Source organism: Streptococcus sp. 10F2 (assembly GCF_054331515.2).
Genome location: NZ_JBTGGE020000015.1, coordinates 1 through 25,040 on the forward strand (window position 1 = coordinate 1; position 25,040 = coordinate 25,040).

Consider the following 25,040-nt stretch of genomic DNA (forward strand, 5'->3'; position numbering starts at 1 on the left):
TATCTATGCTGGTCATTTCTTTTTACCTCTACCACCGTATTCTCCAGAATTAAATCCTATTGAAAAAAGCTGGGCTATTTTAAAAAAATCAGTTACAGAATTACTTCGTAAAATGGACTCTATAATTGATGCAATAACATACTATTTAAAAACTAAATGACTATATTTTACTAAGGCTAACCTTAAAAATCAAAGAAACAGCGGTACATTTAGTTCGCTGTTTCTTTGATTTTAGGGCTAACAAAAAGGATTAGAAATTATTGCGATCTCTAATCCTTTTTTGTTAATCAGTCCTTTTTGTCCCAGACTCTTTTTCTAGTCTAATTAGAGTCCATAAAGGTAGTCATCGTCTTCCATGGCTTCAACTTCACCAAGTAGGTAACCATTTCCGACTTGACTGAAGAAGTCGTGGTTGGAAGTTCCAGTGGAAATTCCATTCATAATGATGGGGTTGACATCATCAGCTGTATCTGGGAAGAGAGGATCATGTCCCAAATTCATAAGGGCTTTATTAGCGTTGTATCGGAGGAATACAAGGACTTCCTCAGTCCACCCTACAGTATCATATAAGGAGCGTGTATAGGCTTCTTCATTTTCATACAGGGTGTAGAGGAGGTCATACATCCAGTTTTTGAAGGTTTCTTGTTCTTCATCTGATAGCTCTTTAAATCCTAATTGGAATTTGTAACCAATATAGGTTCCATGAACAGACTCATCCCGAATAATCAACTTGATAATTTCTGCAACATTGGCAAGTTTGTTGTTACCCAAGTAGTAGAGAGGAGTGAAAAATCCTGAATAGAAGAGGAATGTTTCCAAGAAAACACTGGCTACTTTTTTCTCAAGTGCTGTTCCACTTTCATAAATTTTGTTAATGATTTCAGCCTTCTTTTGGAGATAGGGATTTGTGTTAGTCCATTCGAAGATTTCTTCGATTTCAGCTTTTGTATTTAAAGTTGAAAAGATAGAAGAGTAAGACTTGGCGTGAACGGATTCCATAAATTGAATATTGTTATAGACAGCTTCTTCATGAGGAGTCCGAACATCTTGGCGGAGAGCTTCAATACCAGCTTCAGATTGCATGGTATCGAGAAGTGTTAATCCACCAAAGACCTTACCCACCAAGTCTTTTTCTTGGGCAGACAGTTTTCGCCAATCATCCAAATCATTGGAGAGAGGAATCCGAGTGTCCAACCAAAATTGCTCGGTTAATTTTTCCCAAGTTGATTTATCGATAACGTCTTCGATATTGTTCCAGTTTATGGCTTCGTAGTAGGTTTGCATGCTTACTCCTTTTGAAATGATTGATTCAAAAGAAAATCAGTAGCTAGAAAAGCAATCCGATGGTAGGAGAACTGTAGTTCCAGAAAAGAGGATGCAGAGATTTAGCTGTTGATTTTCAATAAGATTAGATAACACAGCTTTCACATTGGTTGGCTCCAACTTCAGCTCCATCATCGGTGAAGGTACGGATATAGTAGATGGATTTGATTCCTTTGTTGAAAGCATAGTTTCGTAGAATAGAGAGATCACGAGTGGTTTGTTTGGTTTCTTTTTTCCATTCGTAGAGTCCTTTAGGAATGTCGCTGCGGAGGAAGAGGGTCAAAGAGAGACCTTGATCGACATGGTCTGTAGCGGCAGCATAGACATCGATGACTTTACGCATATCCATGTCATAGGCGCTGGTGTAATAAGGGATGGTGTCTGTTGAAAGACCGGCAGCTGGATAGTAAATTTTACCGATTTTCTTTTCCTGACGCTCCTCAACCCGTTGGGTAATAGGATGGATGGATGCAGAAACATCGTTGATATAGGAAATAGAACCATTTGGTGCAACTGCTAATCGATTTTGATGATAGAGTCCATCTTTCATAACAGCCTCTTTCAGAGCTTGCCAGTCTGCTTTACTTGGGATAAAAATATCTTTGAAGAGTTCTTTTACCTTGTCCAATTTTGGTTGGTAGTCTTTTTCCAAATATTTATCGAAGTAACTGCCATCGGCGTATTTTGATTTTTCAAAATTGGTAAAAACTTGGCCTCGTTCACGGGCAATAACATTGGATTCTACTAAAGTCCAGTAGTTCATTAAGAGGAAGTAGATATTAGTGAATTCTAAAGACTCCTCTGATCCATAATGGATGTGGTTTTGAGCGAGGTAGGAGTGAAGTCCCATAGCTCCAAGTCCAAAAGTATGGGCTTGGCGGTTTCCGTTTAGCACTGACGGCACAGCTTCGATGTTAGAGGAGTCTGTGACAAAAGTGAGTGCACGTGTCATTGTACGGATGGATTTTCCAAAGTCAGGGGAAGTCATCATATTGACCACATTTGTAGAACCGAGGTTACAAGAGACATCCGTTCCTAAGTGAACATAGTTTTGAGCGTCATCAATGAGACTTGGTTCTTGAACTTGGAGAATCTCGGAGCAAAGATTACTCATAACGATTTTTCCATCTACAGGATTAACCTTATTGGCAGTATCAATGTTAATGACATAAGGATAGCCAGACTCTTGTTGTAGTTTAGAAATTTCAGTTTCTAAATCGCGGGCTTTAATTTTAGTTTTACGAATACGTGGATTTGCGACTAGTTCATCATATTTTTCTGTGATGTCTAGGTAGCTAAAGGGAACTCCGTACTCTTTTTCAATTGAGTATGGACTAAAGAGGTACATCTCCTCATTGTTACGAGCTAACTCATAGAATTTATCAGGAACAGTAATTCCTAAGGACAGTGTTTTAACCCGAATTTTTTCATCCGCATTCTCTTTTTTAGTGGAGAGGAATTGAATAATATCTGGGTGGAAGACATTGAGATAGACTGCTCCAGCTCCTTGACGTTGTCCTAATTGATTAGAGTAGGAGAAGCTATCCTCGAAAAGCTTCATGACAGGTACAACTCCAGAAGCTGCTCCTTCATAACCTTTGATAGGAGCACCGGCTTCTCGGAGATTACTGAGGGAGATACCGACTCCACCACCAATACGAGAGAGTTGAAGAGCCGAGTTGATGGAACGACCGATAGAGTTCATATCATCTGTTACTTGAATTAAGAAACAAGAGACTAGCTCTCCTCGACGGGCCCGACCAGCATTCAAGAAACTTGGTGTAGCAGGTTGATAGCGTTGATGAATGATTTCATTAGCAATATTTTTGGCGATCTCTTCATTTCCATCCGCAAAGTAGAGGGCGTTGAAGAGCACTCGTTCTTCCATTCCTTCTAAGTATTCATTCCCATCGTTAGTTTTAAGAGCGTATTGATTGTAGAATTTGTAAGCGGCCATGAAAGATTTGAATTGGAATTTTTGCTCCAAAATAAATTGGTAGAGTTCTTCGATGAAAGCTGGCTGGTATTTTTGAATAAAGAGTTCTTCGAGATAGTTCTCCTGGATAAGGTAGTTAATCTTTTCAGTAATAGAAGAAAACTGTCGGGTATTGGGGAAGACATTCTCTTTAAAGAAGGCTTCCAAAGCTTCTTTATCCTTATGGAGCATAATTTGTCCATTCACTGGACGGTTGATTTCATTATTTAAACGAAAATAAGATACATTTTCTAAATCTTTAAGACCCATGAGGGTTCTCCTTTCAAATGGACAGGTGATTTTATTCAAAACGAGGAGGCAGGGCGCTAGTCCCTGCCTCTATTTATTAAGCTAATTCTTTTAGTCGGCCTGGTTGAAATCCAGCAAAGTTTCCTACTGGTGAAACAATGACTGGAGCAGTCGCAAAGCCCATTTGTTTGACTGTATCAATGTGTTCAGGTTCAAGGTCTAGATTTATCTCTTTGTAAGACACATGATGATCATCTAAGAATTTCTTAGTCATGCGGCATTGCATGCAGTTATTTTTTGAATAAACTGTTACCACAAGGGGACCTCCTTCTCATTTTTGAGTATGAAAATAGTATAGGGGAAAGTGGGAGTTTTGTCAATATTTTGTGCTTATAAACACTCAGTATACAAGATATAGTGGTTTGTGTTTTTTTATCTTGATTATATCAAGGATAGCGATTCTTTCTCTATCAAAATCTTGTGTTATCTTTTTCTTTTGAGAGTGAAAAAAGTCGTTTTTTCTGAAAGCGACAATTTTTTCTTGAAAAAAACCAAGACTAGTGATATAATTCTTAATTGTAAGGGTTATCAAAAACCTAAGAATAAATTTAAAAGGAGAGTCACTATGGCTTCTAAAGATTTTCACATTGTAGCAGAAACAGGGATTCACGCACGTCCAGCAACACTTTTAGTGCAAACAGCAAGCAAATTTGCTTCAGATATCACCTTGGATTACAAAGGTAAATCAGTAAACTTGAAATCAATCATGGGTGTTATGAGCCTTGGTGTTGGTCAGGGTGCTGATGTAACAATCTCCGCTGAAGGTGCTGATGCTGACGATGCCATCGCAGCTATCTCAGAAACAATGGAAAAAGAAGGTTTGGCATAAGGAGATGACAAATATGCTTAAAGGAATTGCAGCGTCTGATGGTGTTGCTGTTGCTAAGGCATATCTACTTGTCCAACCAGACTTGTCTTTTGAGACAGTTTCAGTTGAAGATACGAATGCAGAAGAGGCTCGTTTAGATGTGGCTTTAGAGGCTTCTCAAAACGAGCTTTCTTTTATTCGTACGAATGCAGTAGATAGTCTTGGAGAAGAAGCAGCACAAGTTTTTGATGCCCACTTGATGGTATTGGCTGATCCAGAAATGATTGGTCAAATTAAAGAAACCATTCGTGCTAAGAAAGTCAATGCGGAAGCAGGACTAAAAGAAGTGACAGATATGTTCATCACTCTCTTTGAAAACATGGAAGACAATCCATATATGCAAGAGCGTGCTGCAGATATTCGTGATGTAACCAAACGTGTGCTTTCACACTTGTTAGGTGTTCGTTTGCCAAATCCAGCGGCTATTGATGAAGAAGCGATTGTGATTGCTCATGATTTGACTCCATCTGATACAGCACAATTGAATAAAGAATTTGTTAAGGCTTTCGTAACGAACATTGGTGGACGTACAAGCCATTCTGCGATCATGGCCCGCACCCTTGAAATTGCAGCGGTACTTGGAACTAATAACATTACTGAAATTGTTAAAGACGGTGATGTATTAGCTGTTAACGGTATCACAGGTGAAGTGGTGATTAATCCGTCAGAAGAAGTTATTGCTGAATTCGAAGCAGCTGGCCGTGCTTATGCAGAACAAAAAGCAGAATGGGCTCTTTTGAAAGATGCTCAGACTGTGACAGCTGATGGCAAACACTTTGAACTAGCAGCCAATATCGGTACTCCGAAAGATGTTGAAGGGGTTAATGATAATGGTGCGGAAGCTGTTGGTCTTTATCGGACGGAGTTTCTTTACATGGACTCACAAGACTTCCCAACAGAAGATGAGCAATATGAAGCTTATAAAGCTGTTTTGGAAGGTATGAACGGGAAACCAGTTGTGGTTCGGACAATGGATATCGGTGGAGATAAAGAGCTTCCTTACTTCGATCTTCCAAATGAAATGAACCCATTCCTTGGTTTCCGTGCTCTACGTATTTCCATTTCAGAAACTGGAAATCAAATGTTCCGTACACAATTGCGGGCTCTTCTTCGTTCGTCTGTTCATGGTAAATTACGGATTATGTTCCCGATGGTGGCTCTTCTTTCTGAATTCCGTGCTGCAAAAGCAATCTTGGATGAGGAAAAAGCTAACTTGTTGGCAGAGGGTGTAGCAGTAGCTGATGATATTCAAGTCGGAATTATGATTGAAATTCCTGCGGCAGCCATGATTGCAGACCAATTTGCTAAGGAAGTTGATTTCTTCTCTATTGGAACGAATGACCTTATCCAATATACGATGGCGGCAGACCGCATGAATGAACAAGTTTCTTACTTGTATCAACCATACAACCCATCAATTCTTCGTTTGATTAATAACGTCATTAAAGCAGCTCATGCTGAAGGTAAATGGGCTGGTATGTGTGGAGAAATGGCTGGAGATCAACAAGCTGTTCCTCTTCTTGTAGGAATGGGCTTGGATGAGTTTTCGATGAGTGCGACTTCTGTGCTTCGTACGCGTAGTCTGATGAAGAAATTGGACACTGCTAAAATGCAAGAAATGGCTAACCGTGCTTTGACAGAGTGTGGAACAGCTGAAGAAGTTCTTGAGCTTCAAAAAGAATACGTCGATTTTGACTAACTAACTCTAATATTGAAACTGGACCTTGGTTTTTCCTTGGTCCAGTTTTTCTTTACTTTTCCTTTTTGAAAACAGGAAAATGACAATTGATTGTTTTCAGACAATTGTTTTGTTTTTCCTAAAATTATTGTATAATAACTTGAGAAATCATTTAAAATATAGTAGAATATTCTTATAAAAAAGCGCTTACAAGACGGAGAGGGTGGTCGTATGGATTATCGTGAAGCTATGTGGACTTTTGGGATTGGGGAGAACTATAATCTTCAAGACTACCTGGGTGTTCATCGTGAAAATGATGGTTATAGCTTTCGGGTTTGGGCGCCAAATGCCCAAAGGGTATATGTCATTGGAGACTTTACAAATTGGCAAGAAAATCGAATTCCCATGGTCAAGAATGAAGCTGGGGTTTGGGAAGCTTGGACCAATCTTGCTCAGGAAGGGAGTCTCTATAAATTTCAAGTAGAACGACTAGGCGGGCAAGTGGTGGATAAAATTGACCCTATGGCCCGTGTTTTTGAAAAGCGACCAGGAACAAGCGCAAAGATTTATACCATGCCAGAAAAAGAATGGCATGATCAGGATTGGTTGGAGCAGCGAAAGGCGATGGGCTTCAAGGGTAGACCAATTTCTATTTATGAAGTGCATGCGGGTTCTTGGAGAAAGCATTTAGATGGAGAACCTTATACCTTTAAGGATTTACAGCAAGAACTGATTCCTTATCTGAAGGAGATGAATTATACTCATGTTGAGTTTATGCCCTTGATGACACATCCTTTAGCGGAGAGTTGGGGATACCAATTGATGGGATATTTTGGGTTGGATCAGTCTTATGGAACACCTGAAGAGTTTCGAGATTTTGTAGAAGCCTGTCACTTGGAAGATATTGGGGTCATTGTTGACTGGGTTCCCGGTCACTTCACGATTAATGATGATGCTCTGGCTTATTATGATGGAACCCCCACTTATGAATACCAAGATTATCATCGAGCACACAATTATGGATGGGGAGCTCTTAACTTTGATTTAGGGAAGCCCCATGTTCAGTCTTTCTTGATTTCTAGTATTAATTATTGGGTTCAGACTTTCCACTTAGATGGTGTTAGGGTAGATGCGGTCAGCAATATGCTTTACTTGGATTATGATCAAGGCCCATGGACACCGAATGAAGATGGTGGCAACCTTAATTATCAAGGATTTCACTTCCTCAAAAAATTAAATGCCATCATGAAGAAATATCATCCAGAAGTTATGATGATTGCAGAAGAAGCAACCAGCTATACTCAGATTACTGGCGCTGGAGAGGAGTCCCTTGGTTTTGACTACAAGTGGAACATGGGCTGGATGAATGATATTTTACGTTTCTATGAAATGGATCCCATCTATCGGAAATATGAATTCAATCTCGTGACTTTTAGTTTCATGTATGTATTTAAGGAAAATTATATCTTACCTTTCTCTCATGATGAAGTCGTTCATGGGAAAAAGAGCCTTATGCATAAAATGTGGGGGGATCGTTACAATCAATTTGCCAGTCTAAGGAATCTTTATACATATCAAATGTGTCATCCGGGTAAGAAGCTTCTATTTATGGGAAGTGAGTGGGGACAGTTCTTGGAGTGGAAATCGCAAGAACCTCTGGAGTGGCATGATTTAGAAGATGATTTGAATGGTCGCATGCAAAAATTCACAGTAGAACTCAATCGTCTCTACAAGGACGAATTTGTTCTTTGGGATATTGATGATTCTTATGATGGCATTGAGATTATTGATGCAGATAATAAAGATGAGACTGTTTTAAGTTTTATTCGTAAGAACAATGAAGGTTCAGAATTGATCTGTGTGTTCAATATGGCACCAGTTGAACGGCAAAACTTTACCATTGGTGTTCCTAATCCAGGTCTTTACCAAGAAATTTGGAATACAGAACTCCAAGAATGGGGTGGTTCTTGGTTAGAACATCATCCAGATATAGCTACGAAAGCTGGTAAATGGAAGAACTATAAGCAGACTTTGAGTTTTACTTTACCAGCTATGGGAGCTATCATTTGGAAAATGAAAGCCAAATTTGAAGAAGAAAAGGAGCTTGTGTCGGAATGGAGTGAATCAGAACTTCTTTCGGAGGAACTATCGATTGATGGATCGTCAGAAAGTGAAGTAGATTCAGAAGTTGTTGTGGAATCGTCTGAGATAATCGAATAAGGAGGAAATCTAAATGAGAGATGAAATGTTGGCCTTGATTTTAGCCGGAGGGCAAGGAACACGTTTGGGGAAATTAACAAAAAATATCGCCAAACCAGCTGTTGAGTTCGGTGGTCGTTATCGTATTATTGATTTTGCTCTTTCAAACTGTGCTAATTCGGGTATTCAGAATGTCGGGGTTATTACCCAGTATCAACCTCTAGCCTTGAATACCCATATCGGAAATGGTTCAAGTTGGGGGCTAGATGGTATTAACACGGGCGTGAGCATTCTCCAACCTTATTCAGCTAGTGAAGGAAATCGTTGGTTTGAAGGAACCAGTCATGCTATCTATCAAAATATTGATTATATCGATAGTATTGATCCAGAATATGTCTTGATTCTTTCAGGGGACCATATCTACAAGATGGATTATGACAAGATGCTGCAAGCCCACAAAGATAACAATGCGAGTCTAACGGTTGCCGTCTTAAATGTTCCTCTTAAAGAGGCTAGTCGTTTCGGAATCATGAACACGGACTCCAATAATCGAATTATTGAATTTGAAGAAAAACCCGAGAATCCAAAAACTACCAAAGCTTCTATGGGAATCTATATTTTCAACTGGAAACGTCTCCGTAATATTTTAGTAGCTGCGGAAAAAGGTTCTGTTGAAATGTCCGATTTCGGAAGTAATGTGATTCCTGCCTACCTTGAGTCTGGAGAAAGTGTCTATGCTTATGAATTTGAAGGCTACTGGAAAGACGTAGGTACCATTGATTCTCTATGGGAGGCAAATATGGAATACATTTCGCCAGAAAATGCCTTGGATAGTCGTAATCGTCAATGGAAAATTTATTCTAAAAACTTAATTTCCCCACCAAACTTTATTGGAGAACATGGTTCAGTTGAAGATTCTTTGATTGTTGATGGCTGTCATGTGGATGGTCAGGTGAAACATTCCATTCTCTCAACCAATGCTCAGGTAAAAACTGGAGCTGTGGTTGAAGACTCCGTGGTTATGAGTGGTGCAGTTATTGGCGCTGGTGCAGTCATTAAAAAAGCTATTATCGGTGAGGGAGCTGTGATTAGTGAAGGCGTCGAAATTGATGGTAGCGAAGAAATTAAAGTTGTTGGTTATAACGAAGTAGTGGGGGTACCAAAGGATGAAGATTGATAAATATTCAGCAATTCTAGTAAACACAGTCGGCCGTCATGATATGGGAAAGTTGACTGAAAACCGTCCTTTAGCTACGCTACCATTTGGCGGAAAATATCGTCTGATTGATTTTCCACTATCAAGTTTAGCCAATGCAGGGGTTCGAAGTGTCTACGGGATTTTCCAAGAAGAAAATATTTCATCAGTATTTGACCACATTCGCTCGGGTCGTGAGTGGGGATTGTCGACTCTTTTAAGTCATTATTACTTGGGGCTTTATACGACGGATGCTGATTCCGATTATGTTAAATCTGAGTACTATGACCAGTTGTTGACCTATCTTCGCCGGTCAGGTAGTGATGTCACTGTTATTTTGAACAGTGATGTGCTTCTTAGCATGGACCTCCGTCAAGTTTTCCATTTGCATCAGGCAACCAAGCGGGAAATGACGGTTATCTACAAAAAACTCTCTGCTAAAGATATCGCAGATAATAATGCAATTTTGAGGATTTCAAGTCAGGATACTGTCACAGATCATGAGTTGTTTGAAGATAGCCTCCCACAAGAAGTCTATAATATGTCAACAGACATCTTCTTGGTCGATACAGATCTGCTTATTTCTGCTATTGAGAAAGAATTGGAAGAAGCGAGACCACGTAAGATTCGATATTTGCTACGTGATTTTGCTAAAGAGATTGGAGCCTTTGCCTACGAATATACAGGGCATGTATCCAATATTTATTCAGTAGAGTCCTACTATCGGGCTAATCTAGATATGATTGACCAGCAAAAATTCAATTCTCTTTTCAGTCCAAATCAAAAGGTCTATACCAAGGTGAAAAACGAAGAGCCTACCTATTATGCTCCAGGCTCTAAAGTGTCCCTGTCTCAATTTGCATCTGGAAGTATTATTAAAGGATCGGTTGAGGGGTCTATTCTTTCACGGAACAATCGTATTGAAGCTGGGGCTCTTGTTAAAGATAGTCTTCTTTTCCCACGAGTTGTTGTTGGTGAAGGAGCACGAGTTGAGTATGCTATTGTCGATAAAGAAGCCAAAATTGCACCTGGTGTAACGGTTAAAGGTCGTAAGGAGCATCCAATCGTGATTGAAAAAGGTCAAGAAATTACAGAGGATATTATTAGATGAGAATTTTAGTCGCAGCAGCAGAAGGTGCTCCATTTTCTAAAACGGGTGGTTTGGGAGACGTTATTGGTGCTCTTCCGAAATCCCTTGTTAAAAAAGGGCACGAAGTCCGAGTGGTTCTTCCATACTATGACAGCGTGGACGCTAAGTTCGGTGATCAAGTAGAGGATCTTGGTTTCTTTGAAATCTCTCTTGGGTGGCGTCGTCAATATGTTGGAGTGAAATATTTGGTTTGGGATGGAGTTCCTACTTATTTCATTGATAATCAATATTATTTCTTCCGTGGTCATGTTTATGGTGATTTGGATGATGGTGAGCGTTTTGCCTTTTTCCAAATGGCAACACTAGAATTGATGGAGAAGATTGATTTTATTCCTGAAATTCTCCATGTACATGATTACCATACAGCTATGATGCCCTTCCTTCTACGAACTAAATATGCTTGGATTGAGGCTTATCGTGGGATTAAGACTGTTCTTACCATCCATAACTTGGAGTTTCAAGGTCAATTTAATCCAGCGATGCTCAGTGACTTATTTGGAATGGGTATGGAAGATTTTTGGAATGGAGCGGTGCGTTGGGGACAAGATTTGAACTGGATGAAAGCGGGTATCACTTTTGCTGATCGTGTCACAACTGTGTCTCCATCCTATGCTCATGAAATTCAAACTCTTGAGTTTGGCTGTGGCTTAGATTCTTTGCTTCGTAATGAAAGCTGGAAACTCTTTGGGTTTGTGAATGGTATTGACACAGATCTCTATAATCCAGAAACCGATACCTACTTACATCATCATTTTAGTGCTGCTGATTTAGCTGGTAAGGCTGCTAATAAAGCTGCCCTTCAAGCTCGTTTTGGCTTGCCTCAACGACCAGAAGTGCCATTGATTGGGATGGTTTCTCGTTTGACCTATCAAAAAGGCTTCGATGTAGTGGTTGAAGAATTGCATCAGATTCTTCAGCGTGATGTGCAAGTGATTGTTCTAGGAACAGGAGACCCAAATTTTGAACAAGCCTTTTCTTGGTTTGGTCAGCATTATCCAGAGAAAATGGTTGCTGCTATGACTTTTGATCCAGGCTTAGCTCAAGAAATTTATGCGGCTAGTGATATGTTCCTAATGCCAAGTCGCTTTGAGCCTTGTGGACTGTCACAAATGATGGCTATGCGTTATGGAACACTTCCAATTGTCCATGAGGTTGGTGGTTTGCGAGATACTGTCACAGCCTACAATCCAGTTACTAGCTCTGGAACGGGATTCTCCTTTAACAATCTCAGTGGCTATTGGTTGACTTGGACGATTGATCAGGCTATTTACCTGTATTGGAATCAAAAAGAGGTGTGGCATAACCTAATCCAAGAAGCGATGCATCGTGATTTTTCATGGGAGGCTGCAAGCCAATCTTATAGTGATTTATACCATTGGATGTAGGAAGGTGAAAAGAGGTCGGATAGACCTCTTTTTTCTTGAAAAAACATTGAAAAAATCAAGCGTTTTCCTCTTGTGAAAATTTGACAAATGACTTGAATAGGAGTAGAGTAGTGGGGTAACAAAAAATAAAAGGAGAATTCGAAATGAATTTATCAATTTTGGCCCTTGGTTTGGCCGTTATGGGTGTAAGTATCGGTGAAGGTTTGTTGGTATCGAGCTTCCTTCGTTCAGCAGCTCGTCAACCAGAACTATATAACAAACTTCAAACAAGTATGTTGATGGGGATTGCCTTTATCGAGGGTACTTTCTTCGTACTTCTTGCTATGGCCTTCATCTTGTAAGAATATTCTTGTAGAATTGAGGTGAGAGACCCGTGGAATCCCATTCACCATCAATTACAATCGGACCGATTGTTTTTGATTTAACTTTATTGGCCATGTCTCTCTTGACGGTAGCGTTGGTATTTGGCTTTGTCTATTGGTTGAGTCGAGATCTTAGTATTCGTCCCAACCGGAAGCAGAGCGCCTTGGAAGCCTTGATTGATTTTGTTACTGGAGTTATTCAGAACAATATTGGTGCCGCCAATGTAAAGACCTACCTTCCTATTTTCTTTAGTCTTTTCCTATTCTTATTTGTAGCGAACTCTATTGGTTTGGCTACAAAAATTGAAACTCTTCCCCCAGAACACTTTAACCTCTGGACTTCGCCAACAGCAAATCTAGTTTATGACTTGAGTTTGTCTTTCTTGGTAACTGTCTTTATTCAGGTGGAAGGGATTCGTCGTCAAGGATTTAAGGGGTATGTCAAAGGTTTTGTAACACCTGTGGCAATGACTCCGATGAATATTCTGGAAGAAATCACCAATTTTCTTTCTTTGGCTCTTCGGCTATATGGAAATATCTTTTCTGGTGAAGTTATTGTATCGCTTTTGACACAACTTATCGGAGCCTATTTGATTGCCTTTCCATTTGCATTTGGGCTTAACATGGCTTGGACAGCTTTCTCACTGTTTATCTCTGGGATGCAAGCTTTCGTCTTTACGATGTTGTCCTCAAGTTATTTAGGTAAGAAAATTAGTGATGGGGAAGAATAAGAAAGGAGATAGACCATGGAAATTACATTAGGACAGTTAATTGGTAACTTTATTCTAGTAACTGGATCTTTTATAGCGGTTCTCCTACTTATTAAAAAATATGTTTGGAATCGTGTGGAAACAGTACTAGATGAACGCTCAGACAAGATTAGTTCGGATATTGATCAAGCAGAAGCGGCTAAACAACGAGCGGAAGCCTTGTTGCAAGAACGACAAGAGCAGCTATCCGGTACCAAAGAAGAAGCGGCAGCAATTATTGCTACTGCAAAAGAAAATGCTGAGCATCAAAAAAATCAACTACTTGCTGAAACCAGGGATCAAGTACAGCGTTTGAAGGAGAATGCAGGTCAAGAGATTGCTCAGGAACGTGCAGAAGCTCTAGCTGGTATTAAACAAGATGTAGCAGATTTAACTGTTGATCTAACTTCTAAGATTTTAGGAAAAGAGTTGAATCAAGAAGCTCATTCAGAATTGATTGATCAGTACATTAAACAATTAGGAGAAAGCTAATGGACAAGAAAGAAATGATCTTGGTAGATAGCTATGCAAGTCCCTTTGTCCAATTAGTGATTGAAAAAAATCAAAGTCTAGAAATCTTTCCACTGATGGATCAACTTCTGGACCTTGTGAAAGAGACAGACCTTACAAGTTTTTTAACAAATATCGCTGTTCCCCAAGCGCAGAAAGCTGAAATCTTCCAGAAAATTTTGCCGACAGGATCTGAATTAATGGATAATCTTTTGAAGGTCTTGGTGCAAAATCATCGTGAGGAATTGCTTGAAGCTATTTTAAAAGAAAGTCTAAGCCGACTAGAAGTGGAGACCAATTCCTTTGAGGTTACCCTAGAGTCGGCCTATGCTTTATCAGAAGAACAATTAGGAAGGTTGCTTCCGCTTGTTCAGGAAAAAATGGGAATTGGTGTACGAAAACTAAACCAAGTCATTAATCGGGATTTGATTGGTGGCTTTGTTATCACGGCTAATCATAAGCAAATTGATGTAAGTATTCGACGCCAATTGCAAACAATGAAAGAAAAAATGAAATAGAAAGTGGTGTGAGCGTTGGCGATTCAAGCACAAGAAATTAGCGCTTTAATTAAGCAACAAATCGACAATTTTCAACCAGATTTTGATGTGACCGAAACAGGAGTTGTAACCTACATCGGTGACGGAATTGCACGGGCCCATGGTCTAAATCAGGCTATGAGTGGTGAATTGCTCATCTTTGAAAATGGCTCCTATGGAATGGCGCAAAACCTGGAAACCAAAGATGTCGGTATCATCATTCTTGGTGAATTTACAGATATTCGTGAAGGTGATACTGTACGCCGTACTGGAAAAATCATGGAAGTCCCTGTAGGGGAGGCTTTGATTGGACGTGTTGTCGATCCTTTGGGACGTCCTATTGATGGGCTTGGCCCAATCGAAACCTCAGGGACGCGTCCAGTAGAGGCTCCGGCACCTGGCGTTATGGAACGGAAGTCCGTTTCAGAACCACTCCAAACAGGATTAAAGGCGATTGATGCCCTAGTTCCAATTGGACGTGGACAACGGGAACTGGTGATTGGTGACCGTCAAACTGGTAAAACAACTATTGCTATTGATGCTATTTTGAACCAAAAAGGCCAAGATATGATTTGTATCTATGTAGCCATTGGACAAAAGGAATCAACCGTTCGGACACAAGTTGAAACCTTGCGGAAGCATGGAGCTCTTGATTATACAATTGTGGTGTCAGCATCGGCGTCACAACCTTCACCATTGCTTTTCTTGGCACCTTATGCCGGTGTTGCAATGGCGGAAGAGTTTATGTACCAAGGGAAACATGTTTTAATCGTTTATGATGATTTATCAAAACAAGCCGTTGCCTATCGGGAACTTTCCCTCTTGCTTCGTCGTCCACCAGGACGGGAGGCTTTCCCTGGGGATGTTTTCTATCTACATAGTCGTCTTTTGGAACGGTCTGCGAAAGTTTCAGATGAGCTTGGAGGTGGATCTATTACAGCACTTCCATTTATTGAAACCCAAGCAGGAGATATCTCAGCCTATATTGCGACTAATGTGATTTCTATTACAGATGGTCAAATCTTCTTGGATGATTCTCTTTTCAATTCTGGTGTTCGTCCTGCTATTGATGCGGGGTCATCTGTATCACGGGTTGGAGGTTCAGCCCAGATCAAGGCTATGAAAAAAGTTGCAGGTACTCTCCGGATCGACTTAGCAGCCTATCGTGAACTCGAAGCCTTTACCAAATTTGGTAGTGACTTGGACGCAGCAACCCAGGCTCGTTTAAATCGTGGTCGTCGTACCATTGAAGTTTTGAAACAACCGGTTCATAAGCCTCTGCCTGTTGAAAAACAAGTTGTGATTCTTTATGCTCTAACTCACGGATTCTTGGATGATATTCCTGTGGATGAGATTATTCGTTTTGAAGCAGAGCTTTATGATTATTTCGATGCCAAACATCCTGAGATTTTTGAAGGTATTCGTATGACCAAGGACCTTCCAAAAGAAGAAGTATTGGATGCTGCCATTCAAGAATTTAAGGATCAAACAAATTTCAACTAAGAAAGGGGTAAGAAATGGCCGTTTCTTTAAATGAAATTAAAAATAAAATTGCATCGACTAAAAATACGAGTCAAATCACCAATGCCATGCAAATGGTTTCCGCTGCAAAACTAGGAAAGTCTGAGCAAGCTGCGAAAGATTTCCAAGTGTACGCTAAACGGGTACGACAACTCCTCACGGATTTACTAGATTCTGAGTTGGTATCCGGAAGTAGCAATCCCATGCTTCTTAGTCGTCCGGTCAAAAAGACGGGTTATATTGTGATTACTTCTGATCGTGGTTTGGTTGGTGGTTACAATTCAACCGTGCTGAAGGCTGTGATGGATTTGATTAAAGAATACCATGAAGATCCAGAAACTTATGCCATCATTTCAATTGGTGGAATGGGGACAGATTTCTTTAAGGCTCGTGGGATTGAGCCTATCTATGAGCTCCGTGGATTAGCAGATCAGCCAAGTTTTGATGAGGTTCAGAAAATCATCAATAAGGCTGTGGGAATGTATCAGGCAGAATTGTTTGATGAATTGTACGTTTGCTACAACCATCACATCAACTCCTTAACCAGTCAAATGCGGGTTGAGCAGATGTTGCCGATTGTTGATTTGGATCCAAATGAAGCTAAAACAGGTTATGCCAAAGAATTTGATTTGGAGCCTGGAAAAGAAGCGCTCTTAAATCAGCTTTTGCCACAATATGCGGAAAGTATGATTTATGGAGCTATTATCGATGCGAAAACTGCTGAGAATGCTGCAGGTATGACAGCCATGCAGACTGCGACGGATAATGCTAAAAAGGTCATTTCTGAATTAACGATTCAGTATAATCGTGCCCGTCAAGCAGCTATTACACAAGAAATTACAGAAATCGTTGCTGGAGCAAGTGCTTTAGAATAACGATAGAAGAAAAGGAGAAAGACATGAGCACAGGTAAGATTGCTCAGGTAATTGGACCCGTTGTGGATGTAGTCTTTCCAACGGATGCACCATTACCAGAAATTAATAATGCCTTAGTGGTCTATAAGGATGGAGAGCAAGCAGGTAAAATTGTTCTTGAAGTTGCTCTTGAGTTGGGAGATGGTGTTGTACGTACCATCGCTATGGAATCAACAGATGGTTTGAAACGTGGCCAAGAGGTGTTAGATACTGGTCGACCAATTTCTGTTCCAGTTGGAAAAGAAACTCTTGGACGGGTTTTCAATGTTCTAGGAGAAACCATTGATTTGGATCAGCCGATTGAAGATCACATCAGCCGTCAACCCATTCATAAGAAAGCTCCAAGCTTTGATGAATTGTCAACCTCTACTGAGATTTTGGAAACAGGGATCAAGGTCATTGACCTCTTGGCTCCCTATCTAAAAGGTGGTAAGGTTGGACTCTTTGGTGGTGCCGGAGTTGGTAAAACCGTTTTGATCCAGGAATTGATTCACAATATCGCTCAAGAGCATGGAGGAATTTCCGTCTTTACAGGTGTTGGTGAGCGGACCCGTGAAGGAAATGACCTTTATTGGGAAATGAAGGAATCTGGCGTTATTGAAAAAACAGCCATGGTTTTCGGACAAATGAATGAGCCACCAGGAGCACGGATGCGTGTGGCGCTTACAGGCTTGACAATCGCAGAATACTTCCGAGATGTTGAAGGACAAGATGTTTTGCTCTTTATTGATAACATCTTCCGTTTCACCCAAGCGGGTTCAGAAGTGTCGGCCCTTTTAGGTCGGATGCCATCTGCTGTGGGTTATCAACCGACCCTGGCTACTGAGATGGGACAATTGCAAGAACGGATTACTTCAACTAAAAAAGGTTCGGTTACATCAATTCAGGCGATTTATGTTCCTGCGGATGACTATACCGACCCGGCTCCTGCGACGGCCTTTGCCCACTTGGATTCCACAACGAACTTGGAACGTAAATTGGTGCAATTGGGGATTTATCCAGCCGTAGATCCATTGGCATCCAGTTCACGAGCATTGGCTCCAGAAATTGTTGGAGAAGAGCATTATGAAGTAGCCTCTGAGGTGAAACGTGTGCTTCAACGTTACAATGAGCTACAAGACATCATTGCGATTCTTGGTATGGACGAGTTATCTGATGAAGAAAAGACACTGGTTGCGCGTGCACGCCGTATTCAGTTCTTCCTCTCTCAAAACTTTAACGTTGCGGAACAATTTACAGGACAGCCAGGATCTTATGTTCCAGTTGCGGAAACTGTCCGTGGATTTAAAGATATCCTAAACGGAAAATACGATCATCTTCCAGAAGATGCCTTCCGGGGTGTTGGTTCTATCGAAGATGTAATCGCTAAGGCAGAGAAAATGAACTTTTAGAGGTGAACTATGGGCCAGATGACTGTACAAATTGTAACGCCTCATGGTATGATCTATCAGCACCATGCTCAATTTGTCATGGCTCGAACCACCGAAGGGGAGCTTGGAATTCTTCCGGGTCATACCAATCTGTTAGCCGTTTTGGCGGTGGATGAACTAAAGGTTCGTCGAGTTGATGATGAAGGTCATGTTGATTGGGTAGCTGTAAATGGAGGAGTTATTGAAGTAGCTGACGATACCATCACGATTATTGCTGATTCTGCAGAGCGTGAACGAGATATTGATATCAGCCGAGCAGAGAGAGCTAAGAAGCGTGCGGAAGCAGCTTTGGAACAAGCTATTTCAGAACATTCCATTGATCAGGAGCAACGGGCACGCATTGCCTTGCAACGAGCTATTAACCGAATCAATGTGGGAAGTAAATAATAAGAAGAAACAAGGTTCTTTCGAGGCCTTGTTTTTTTCATAGCTAAGTCATTTCAAGAGACGTGGCGATGTTCAATTTGAAATTGAAGGAGTATTGGTTTAGACTATGTTACAATGGATTCATGAATATTCAAATTTTAGCAGTTTGCAGTCATTTGTTTTTTATTTATGTAAGTCATCGTTTACTGGGGGATTTACTGGCATGGAATAAGTTGTTACGCATCACATCTGAGAATACCCATAAAGCTCAATTACTTCATCTGATGTTCAGTATTGCATTGGGGTTCTTGGTGTCCTCCTTTTTTCTTAGCTTGGTGCAATTGAGCACGGAGCTTCGTTCACTAGCAGAGTGATTTTGGCCTCTATTTCTACTTTTGTGTTAGAATAAAATCAAAATGATTTTTTGGAGTAAAAAATGGATCAAATTGTTATAAAAGGTGGTAACAACCGTCTAACCGGTACAGTAAAAATTGAAGGAGCTAAGAATGCAGTTCTGCCCTTACTAGCAGCAACAATTCTGGTTTCTGAGGGTAAGACAACCCTTACCAATGTTCCCATCTTATCCGATGTATTCACCCTCGCTCAAGTTATTTCTGGTCTGAACATTGATGTCGACTTTCAACAGGAATTAAATCAGATTGTAGTGGATGCTCAGGGTTCTATTCTCAGCGAAGCTCCCTATGAATATGTAAGCCAAATGCGAGCTTCTATCGTGGTTCTGGGTCCTATTTTAGCGCGTAATGGTTTTGCCAAGGTTTCCATGCCTGGAGGTTGTACCATCGGTAGCCGACCTATTGACCTACATTTGAAGGGATTAGAAGCTATGGGGGCGGAAATCCATCAAGAGGCAGGTTATATTGAAGCGAAGGCGGATCGTCTGAAAGGAGCTACAATTTATCTTGATTTCCCAAGTGTTGGGGCTACTCAGAATATTATGATGGCAGCCACCCTAGCTGATGGGGTAACAATTATTGAAAATGCGGCTCGTGAGCCTGAAATCGTGGATTTATCCCTACTCTTAAATGCTATGGGGGCAGATGTTCGTGGTGCTGGCACGGAAACCTTGATTATTCATGGCGTAGAGTCTTTACATGGAGCGGAACATGCTGTTGTGCAGGACAGAATTGAAGCGGGAACCTTTATGGTGGCTGCAGCCATGACTGGTGGCGATGTCTTGATTGAAGATGCCATTTGGGAACACAACCGCCCGCTTCTAGCAAAAATGCAGGAGATGGGGGTTGAAGTCCTAGAAGAGGCAGCAGGTATCCGTATAAAATCGGATGTTTCGAAATTAAAATCGGTGACCGTTAAGACTCAGCCTCATCCAGGTTTTCCAACAGATATGCAGGCCCAGTTTACAGCCTTGATGGCTGTCGCACCAGGGGAGTCGACCATGATTGAAACGGTTTTCGAAAATCGTTTTCAACACTTGGAAGAAATGCGTCGAATGAATTTACATTCTGATATTCTTCGGGATACAGCTATTATTTATGGTGGCCAAACCTTACAAGGGGCTGAGGTGATGTCAACGGATTTGCGGGCTAGTGCAGCCTTAATTTTAGCAGGTCTAGTAGCAGAGGGAGAAACTCGAGTTGGCAAACTCAGTCATTTAGATCGCGGCTATTATCAGTTTGAACGCAAGTTAGCCGCTTTAGGAGCAAACATAGAACGAGTAGGAACTACTAATGGAAAGTAATTGGCGTCGTTTTCGAAGACAGTGGCTATTGATCTTAGGATTTCTTCTGTTAACCCTCTTGCTATTTGCCTTGGGTTTACTTTTAGGCTACTCTGTCTTGGGAGAGGGAAAACAGCCTCTTGATATTTTGTCCCCATCAACTTGGAAAGAATTGATGGATAAATTTCATTAAGGAGAACTATGGGTCGAAAAAAACAAAAACAGGCAGTTAGTACTTTAGGGGTGTTAGTCAGTTTAGGATTGGCTTTGGCGAGTTATTATGTATCTGACCAAACTAGTAACCAAGAAGCCCTCCCCCAGCAAAGTATACAACATTCACAAGAAGCACCCAGTCAAGTTTTAGCGGAGTCTGTATTAACAGAATCTGTTAGAGCTCAACTTAAGGGGGACCTAACTTGGAATGGAGCCGGTTCTTTTGAGGTGAACGGAAATCAGACAAATTTAAATGCCAACGTGGCTAGTAAACCCTATGCTACAAATGAAACCAAGGAAGTGAATGGTGAAGTAGTGCCAACTCTGGCGAATGCGCTATTGGCTAAATCGACACGTCAGTATAAAAGCCGAGAAGAAACTGGAAATGGCTCGACATCATGGACTCCAGCTGGTTGGCACCAACTTCGTCTTGAAGGAGAATATAACCATGCTGTTGATCGTGGGCACTTATTAGGATATGCCTTAGTCGGTGGTTTGAAAGGATATGATGCTTCAACGAGTAATCCTGCCAATATAGCGGTTCAAACTGCTTGGTCGAATCAGGCCAATTCAAAACAAGGACGTGGTCAAAATTATTATGAAACCCTTGTTCGTAAAGCTTTAGATAAAAATAAGCGTGTTCGTTACCGGGTTGAGGTCATCTATAATAATCAATGGGATTTAGTTCCATCTGGCTCTCATCTAGAGGCAAAATCCAGTGACGGAAGTTTGGAATTTAATGTTTTTATTCCGAATGTTCAGGAAGGAATCAGGCTAGATTACCAAACAGGACAAGTTTTTGTGAACTAGGCTTAAAAAGAGTTAGTGAATTGCCGTTGGAATTCGCAATTCGCTTGTCAAAGACTGCTATTTTTGATAGACTAAAATTGTAATTGAATACTTGTTCGTGGGACTAGTAACCAAGGGAAAGCTGTACAGGGAGGGAGACCGTGACTGAGAGTCTGCCCAGGGGAAGCTTGGTGAATTCACCCACATAAGAACAATAAAAATAAGGTCCCTTGATGGGATGAAAGACGGATGGTACCGCGTGTCAACGCTCCGATTAAGGTGAGTTTGCACGCGCTTTTTTTATGGAGGAAAAATGGAAACAATTGAAGAAAAGCTGTCCAAACTGGTGGCGGATACCCTTGCCAGTTTGAATGATGTTAACAGTGAGTTGGATCATGAGTTAGAAAATCTAAGAGTTTCTGTCATGGGTAAAAAAGGTTCTTTGACTGAGATCTTGAAAGGAATGAAGGATTTATCTACCGAGATGCGTCCTGTGGTTGGAAAACATGTGAATGAAGCTCGTGATGTCTTAACACAAGCATTTGATCAAGCTGCAAAGGATTTAGAAGCAGCTCGAATTCTTAAACAGCTGGAAGCTGAAAGTATTGATGTCACTCTACCAGGACGTCAGGTGAAGCGTGGTCAACGCCATGTCTTGACTCAAATTAGCCAAGAAATCGAAGACATTTTCCTAGGTATGGGATATCAGATTGTCGATGGATTTGAAGTAGAGTCTGATCATTATAATTTTGAGCGTATGAATTTGCCGAAGGACCATCCAGCACGTGATATGCAAGATACTTTCTATATTACAGAGGAAGTTTTATTGCGGACTCACACAAGTCCAGTCCAAGCACGGACCATGGAGACCCATGATTTTAGTCACGGTCCTCTTAAGATGATTTCTCCAGGACGTGTCTATCGTAGAGATACAGATGATGCTACCCATAGTCATCAGTTTCATCAAATTGAAGGTTTGGTTGTAGGAGAAGGAATCTCTATGGCAGACCTTAAAGGAACTTTGGAATTAATTCTCCAGAAAATGTTTGGTCAAGATCGGAAAATTCGTTTACGTCCGTCCTATTTCCCGTTTACAGAACCTTCTGTAGAAGTGGATGTTTCCTGCTTTAAGTGTGGTGGTGAGGGCTGTAATGTCTGCAAACAAACTGGTTGGATTGAAATTTTAGGGGCTGGTATGGTACACCCACGTGTTCTTGAAATGAGTGGAATTGATTCTAGTAAATATTCCGGTTTTGCCTTTGGATTAGGGCAAGAACGTATTGCCATGTTGCGGTACGGAATCAATGATATTCGTGGTTTTTATTTGGGAGACCAACGCTTCTCAGAGCAGTTCAAGTAAGGAGTATGAAGTGTTAGTAAGTTATAAGTGGTTAAAAGAATTAGTGGAATTGGATGTTCCAGTGGCGGAATTATCCGAAAAAATGTCTACAACTGGTATCGAGGTTGAGGGAGTCATGAGCCCTGCAGATGGACTTTCTAAAATTGTCGTGGGGCATGTGCTAACAGAGGAGGCAGTCCCTGAAACCCATCTTCATCGTTGCCAAGTAGATGTTGGTGAAGAGGAAACTCGGCAAATTATTTGTGGGGCTCCCAATATTGCGGCTGGACAAAAGGTCATTGTTGCTTTACCTGGTGCTAGAATTGCAGATAACTATAAAATTAAAAAAGGTAAAATTCGAGGGATGGAATCTCTTGGTATGATCTGTTCGTTGGCTGAGTTGGGACTCTCTGAATCTATTATTCCTAAGGAGTATGCGGAGGGGATTCAAGTTCTTCCAGCTGATGCAATTCCTGGAGAATCGGTATTTCCTTATTTGGATATGGATGATCAAATCATTGAATTGTCCATTACACCTAACCGTGCAGATGCTCTTTCCATGAGAGGAGTTGCCTATGAGGTCGCGGCTATTTACGATAGTAACTTAACCTTGGAACCTGTTACATTAACGGAAGTTTCGCAACCTGCGTCCGACTTGTTAGAAGTAGCGATTGAATCCGATAAAGCATCGACTTATCAGGCACGTGTTTTGGAAAATGTTCAAGTAGCACCAAGTCCTCAATGGTTGCAAAATCGTTTAATGAATGCTGGTATTAGACCGATCAACAATGTGGTGGACGTAACGAATTTGGTTCTGCTAGAGTATGGTCAGCCCTTGCATGCTTTTGACTTGGATACCTTCAAGGATTCTAAAATTGTTGTACGAGAGGCTCGTGTGGGTGAACAGCTCCTAACTTTGGATGGAGTTGAGCGGAATCTAGAAGTTTCCGATTTAGTGATTACAGTTGCGGATGAGCCTGTTGCCCTTGCAGGAGTTATGGGAGGTCAAGCGACAGAAATTACTAAGGAATCAAAACGGGTAGTTCTTGAAGCAGCTGTTTTTGATGGAACTTCAATCCGTAAAACAAGTGGACGCCTCAATTTACGTAGCGAAGCATCAGCACGTTTTGAAAAGGGAATTAATATAGGGACTGTTTCTGAGGCTTTGGATTATGCTGCTAGTCTTTTAGTGGAACTTGCTGGAGCTGAAGTACTGTCGGGGCGTGTAGAAGCAGGAGAGGTTGATGTTGAACCAGTATCTGTCGCTACTGATTTAGCCTCTGTTAATCGCGTCCTAGGTACAGACTTAGATTATGCTGCCATCGAGGAGGTTTTCCGTCGCTTAGGCTTTGGTCTGTCTGGAGATGCGACAGCTTTCCAAGTCTCGGTACCAAAGCGTCGCTGGGATATTACCATCCCAGCCGATTTGAATGAGGAGATTGCTCGTATTTATGGCTATGACCGTCTCCCATCTTCTTTGCCAGGAGGACAGGGAACTGCAGGTGAATTGACTACGATGCAAGCTCTTCGCCGCAAGGTTCAAGACACGATGGAAGGTGCTGGTTTAACAGAAGTTATCACTTATACATTGACAACACCTGAAAAAGCACAATTGTTCAGACAGAATCCATCTGAATTGATTCAATTGATGTGGCCAATGAGTGTCGAGCGTAGTGTGCTTCGGCAAAGTATGGTATCCAGTCTTCTAGAAACGCTTCAATATAATCAAGCTCGTCGTCAGCCGAACCTAGCTATTTATGAGATTGGTAAGATTTTCAAACAGATTGAAGGTCAGCAACTGCCACAGGAAGATACAGTCTTGGCCTTGGCTTTAACGGGATCACTCACAGAAAAAGATTTCCATACTCAACCTCAAGCAGTCGACTTCTTTACGGCTAAGGGGATGTTGGAATTACTCTTTGATCGTTTGGGATTAGAGGTAACCTATAAAGCCATTGCTGATCTTCCTGGTAGTCATCCTGGGCGGACAGCTCTGCTTCAGTTAGGAGATCAAACGATTGGTTTCCTTGGTCAAGTTCATCCGGCTCTATCTAAGGATTATGATTTATCAGAAGTTTATGTTGCGGAAGTTAATCTGTCACTTGTAGAAGAATTATTACCAGAGCAAGCGATTTTCCAGGATATTAGTAAATTCCCTTCCGTTACACGGGATATTGCTCTTTTGGTCCAGGAAGAGGTTCAGCATCAAGCGATTCTAGATGTTCTTTCATCTTTAAATTTAAAACGCTTGAAAGCTATTCATCTGTTTGATGTCTATCAAGGATTACCATTGAGTGAGAATCAAAAATCTATGGCCTATAGCCTGACCTTCCAAAATCCAGAAGCTACTATGGAAGATGAGGAAGTGGTACGCTATATGGACAAGATTCAGAAGGCTTTGGAATCAGAACTTGGAGCTGAAATTCGTTAATCAAAAAAAGTATTTCATTTGGTGGTTTTTTGGGCAATTTTGATGGAACCTTTCGTGCTTTATGGTATAGTGAGAAAGGGGCTAGAAATGGCGTGAAAGCCA

General features: G+C 41.1%; 22 protein-coding genes and 2 pseudogenes. 21 read left to right on the forward strand and 3 right to left on the reverse strand.

Annotated features, from left to right (window positions below):
• A pseudogene (locus ACXM1Q_RS04310) lies at positions 1–89 on the forward strand (transposase); the annotation flags it as partial.
• 235 nt (positions 90–324) lie between these two features.
• Here the strand turns inward: ACXM1Q_RS04310 and nrdF are convergent.
• The 3 genes from nrdF to nrdH all read right to left on the reverse strand — a co-directional run bounded on the left by nrdF (position 325) and on the right by nrdH (position 3,863).
• Positions 325–1,284 (reverse strand): class 1b ribonucleoside-diphosphate reductase subunit beta, encoded by a 960-nt coding sequence (gene nrdF / locus ACXM1Q_RS04315; protein WP_458516508.1) that lies wholly within the window; start codon positions 1,282–1,284, stop codon positions 325–327.
• A gap of 124 nt (positions 1,285–1,408) precedes the next feature.
• Entirely contained in the window at positions 1,409–3,568 is a 2,160-nt protein-coding gene (gene nrdE, locus ACXM1Q_RS04320; protein ID WP_458516510.1) for a class 1b ribonucleoside-diphosphate reductase subunit alpha, read from the reverse strand.
• A gap of 76 nt (positions 3,569–3,644) precedes the next feature.
• Positions 3,645–3,863, reverse strand: a complete 219-nt coding sequence (nrdH, locus tag ACXM1Q_RS04325; protein ID WP_135035677.1) for a glutaredoxin-like protein NrdH — start codon at positions 3,861–3,863, stop codon at positions 3,645–3,647.
• A 309-nt stretch (positions 3,864–4,172) separates the two neighbouring features.
• On the opposite strand from nrdH, the gene ACXM1Q_RS04330 reads away from it, so the two are divergent.
• The 20 genes and pseudogenes from ACXM1Q_RS04330 (at position 4,173) to pheT (ending at position 24,938) form a co-directional block, all read left to right on the forward strand.
• Entirely contained in the window at positions 4,173–4,436 is a 264-nt protein-coding gene (locus tag ACXM1Q_RS04330) for a phosphocarrier protein HPr (RefSeq protein ID WP_135035680.1), read from the forward strand.
• Positions 4,437–4,440: 4 nt separating this feature from the next.
• Positions 4,441–6,174, forward strand: a complete 1,734-nt coding sequence (gene ptsP / locus ACXM1Q_RS04335) for a phosphoenolpyruvate--protein phosphotransferase (RefSeq protein ID WP_135035684.1) — start codon at positions 4,441–4,443, stop codon at positions 6,172–6,174.
• A gap of 210 nt (positions 6,175–6,384) precedes the next feature.
• A pseudogene (gene glgB, locus ACXM1Q_RS04340) lies at positions 6,385–8,238 on the forward strand (1,4-alpha-glucan branching protein GlgB); the annotation flags it as partial.
• A gap of 148 nt (positions 8,239–8,386) precedes the next feature.
• A complete protein-coding gene (locus tag ACXM1Q_RS04345; RefSeq protein WP_458516513.1) occupies positions 8,387–9,529 on the forward strand; it encodes a glucose-1-phosphate adenylyltransferase in 1,143 nt (380 codons plus the stop codon).
• Positions 9,519–10,658, forward strand: a complete 1,140-nt coding sequence (gene glgD / locus ACXM1Q_RS04350) for a glucose-1-phosphate adenylyltransferase subunit GlgD (RefSeq protein ID WP_458516515.1) — start codon at positions 9,519–9,521, stop codon at positions 10,656–10,658. Before ACXM1Q_RS04345 ends, glgD begins: the two co-directional genes overlap by 11 nt.
• Positions 10,655–12,082, forward strand: a complete 1,428-nt coding sequence (glgA, locus tag ACXM1Q_RS04355) for a glycogen synthase GlgA (RefSeq protein ID WP_458516517.1) — start codon at positions 10,655–10,657, stop codon at positions 12,080–12,082. The genes glgD and glgA overlap by 4 nt, the downstream gene beginning before the upstream one ends.
• Positions 12,083–12,225: 143 nt before the next feature.
• Entirely contained in the window at positions 12,226–12,423 is a 198-nt protein-coding gene (locus ACXM1Q_RS04360) for a F0F1 ATP synthase subunit C (protein WP_160332693.1), read from the forward strand.
• Between the two features lie 32 nt (positions 12,424–12,455).
• Positions 12,456–13,175: a F0F1 ATP synthase subunit A gene (gene atpB, locus ACXM1Q_RS04365; protein WP_458516520.1), complete on the forward strand. Its 720-nt coding sequence runs from the start codon at positions 12,456–12,458 to the stop codon at positions 13,173–13,175.
• Positions 13,176–13,190: 15 nt separating this feature from the next.
• On the forward strand, positions 13,191–13,685 hold the full coding sequence (gene atpF, locus ACXM1Q_RS04370; protein WP_135035705.1) for a F0F1 ATP synthase subunit B: 495 nt from the start codon (positions 13,191–13,193) through the stop codon (positions 13,683–13,685).
• Positions 13,685–14,221 carry a F0F1 ATP synthase subunit delta gene (locus ACXM1Q_RS04375; RefSeq protein WP_458516522.1) on the forward strand — a complete coding sequence of 179 codons (537 nt, stop codon included), beginning with the start codon at positions 13,685–13,687 and terminating at the stop codon, positions 14,219–14,221. The genes atpF and ACXM1Q_RS04375 overlap by 1 nt, the downstream gene beginning before the upstream one ends.
• A 15-nt stretch (positions 14,222–14,236) precedes the next feature.
• Positions 14,237–15,742 (forward strand): F0F1 ATP synthase subunit alpha, encoded by a 1,506-nt coding sequence (gene atpA / locus ACXM1Q_RS04380; RefSeq protein ID WP_135035711.1) that lies wholly within the window; start codon positions 14,237–14,239, stop codon positions 15,740–15,742.
• Between the two features lie 14 nt (positions 15,743–15,756).
• Positions 15,757–16,635, forward strand: coding sequence for a F0F1 ATP synthase subunit gamma (locus tag ACXM1Q_RS04385; protein ID WP_135035714.1), 879 nt, complete (start codon positions 15,757–15,759; stop codon positions 16,633–16,635).
• Between the two features lie 23 nt (positions 16,636–16,658).
• Positions 16,659–18,065, forward strand: a complete 1,407-nt coding sequence (gene atpD / locus ACXM1Q_RS04390) for a F0F1 ATP synthase subunit beta (protein ID WP_135035717.1) — start codon at positions 16,659–16,661, stop codon at positions 18,063–18,065.
• Positions 18,066–18,074: 9 nt separating this feature from the next.
• Positions 18,075–18,491 (forward strand): F0F1 ATP synthase subunit epsilon, encoded by a 417-nt coding sequence (locus ACXM1Q_RS04395; protein ID WP_135035721.1) that lies wholly within the window; start codon positions 18,075–18,077, stop codon positions 18,489–18,491.
• 122 nt (positions 18,492–18,613) lie between these two features.
• Positions 18,614–18,844, forward strand: coding sequence for a DUF1146 family protein (locus ACXM1Q_RS04400; RefSeq protein WP_458516548.1), 231 nt, complete (start codon positions 18,614–18,616; stop codon positions 18,842–18,844).
• A gap of 62 nt (positions 18,845–18,906) precedes the next feature.
• Entirely contained in the window at positions 18,907–20,187 is a 1,281-nt protein-coding gene (gene murA, locus ACXM1Q_RS04405) for a UDP-N-acetylglucosamine 1-carboxyvinyltransferase (RefSeq protein WP_458516526.1), read from the forward strand.
• Positions 20,177–20,359, forward strand: a complete 183-nt coding sequence (locus ACXM1Q_RS04410) for a DNA-directed RNA polymerase subunit beta (RefSeq protein ID WP_458516528.1) — start codon at positions 20,177–20,179, stop codon at positions 20,357–20,359. The genes murA and ACXM1Q_RS04410 overlap by 11 nt, the downstream gene beginning before the upstream one ends.
• 8 nt (positions 20,360–20,367) lie before the next feature.
• Positions 20,368–21,189 carry a DNA/RNA non-specific endonuclease gene (locus ACXM1Q_RS04415; RefSeq protein WP_458516530.1) on the forward strand — a complete coding sequence of 274 codons (822 nt, stop codon included), beginning with the start codon at positions 20,368–20,370 and terminating at the stop codon, positions 21,187–21,189.
• Between the two features lie 292 nt (positions 21,190–21,481).
• Positions 21,482–22,528 carry a phenylalanine--tRNA ligase subunit alpha gene (gene pheS, locus ACXM1Q_RS04420; RefSeq protein WP_458516532.1) on the forward strand — a complete coding sequence of 349 codons (1,047 nt, stop codon included), beginning with the start codon at positions 21,482–21,484 and terminating at the stop codon, positions 22,526–22,528.
• A gap of 10 nt (positions 22,529–22,538) precedes the next feature.
• Entirely contained in the window at positions 22,539–24,938 is a 2,400-nt protein-coding gene (gene pheT, locus ACXM1Q_RS04425) for a phenylalanine--tRNA ligase subunit beta (RefSeq protein ID WP_458516534.1), read from the forward strand.
• The last annotated feature ends 102 nt before the right edge of the window (positions 24,939–25,040 follow it).

Bases quoted from the DNA above. Each gene is read 5' to 3' on its own strand.
- nrdF (WP_458516508.1), bottom strand. From the start codon at position 1,284: ATGCAAACCTACTACGAAGCCATAAACTGGAACAATATCGAAGACGTT.
- nrdE (WP_458516510.1), bottom strand. From the start codon at position 3,568: ATGGGTCTTAAAGATTTAGAAAATGTATCTTATTTTCGTTTAAATAAT.
- ACXM1Q_RS04330 (WP_135035680.1), top strand. From the start codon at position 4,173: ATGGCTTCTAAAGATTTTCACATTGTAGCAGAAACAGGGATTCACGCA.
- ptsP (WP_135035684.1), top strand. From the start codon at position 4,441: ATGACAAATATGCTTAAAGGAATTGCAGCGTCTGATGGTGTTGCTGTT.
- ACXM1Q_RS04345 (WP_458516513.1), top strand. From the start codon at position 8,387: ATGAGAGATGAAATGTTGGCCTTGATTTTAGCCGGAGGGCAAGGAACA.
- glgD (WP_458516515.1), top strand. From the start codon at position 9,519: ATGAAGATTGATAAATATTCAGCAATTCTAGTAAACACAGTCGGCCGT.
- glgA (WP_458516517.1), top strand. From the start codon at position 10,655: ATGAGAATTTTAGTCGCAGCAGCAGAAGGTGCTCCATTTTCTAAAACG.
- ACXM1Q_RS04360 (WP_160332693.1), top strand. From the start codon at position 12,226: ATGAATTTATCAATTTTGGCCCTTGGTTTGGCCGTTATGGGTGTAAGT.
- atpF (WP_135035705.1), top strand. From the start codon at position 13,191: ATGGAAATTACATTAGGACAGTTAATTGGTAACTTTATTCTAGTAACT.
- ACXM1Q_RS04375 (WP_458516522.1), top strand. From the start codon at position 13,685: ATGGACAAGAAAGAAATGATCTTGGTAGATAGCTATGCAAGTCCCTTT.
- ACXM1Q_RS04385 (WP_135035714.1), top strand. From the start codon at position 15,757: ATGGCCGTTTCTTTAAATGAAATTAAAAATAAAATTGCATCGACTAAA.
- atpD (WP_135035717.1), top strand. From the start codon at position 16,659: ATGAGCACAGGTAAGATTGCTCAGGTAATTGGACCCGTTGTGGATGTA.
- ACXM1Q_RS04395 (WP_135035721.1), top strand. From the start codon at position 18,075: ATGGGCCAGATGACTGTACAAATTGTAACGCCTCATGGTATGATCTAT.
- ACXM1Q_RS04400 (WP_458516548.1), top strand. From the start codon at position 18,614: ATGAATATTCAAATTTTAGCAGTTTGCAGTCATTTGTTTTTTATTTAT.
- murA (WP_458516526.1), top strand. From the start codon at position 18,907: ATGGATCAAATTGTTATAAAAGGTGGTAACAACCGTCTAACCGGTACA.
- ACXM1Q_RS04410 (WP_458516528.1), top strand. From the start codon at position 20,177: ATGGAAAGTAATTGGCGTCGTTTTCGAAGACAGTGGCTATTGATCTTA.
- ACXM1Q_RS04415 (WP_458516530.1), top strand. From the start codon at position 20,368: ATGGGTCGAAAAAAACAAAAACAGGCAGTTAGTACTTTAGGGGTGTTA.
- pheS (WP_458516532.1), top strand. From the start codon at position 21,482: ATGGAAACAATTGAAGAAAAGCTGTCCAAACTGGTGGCGGATACCCTT.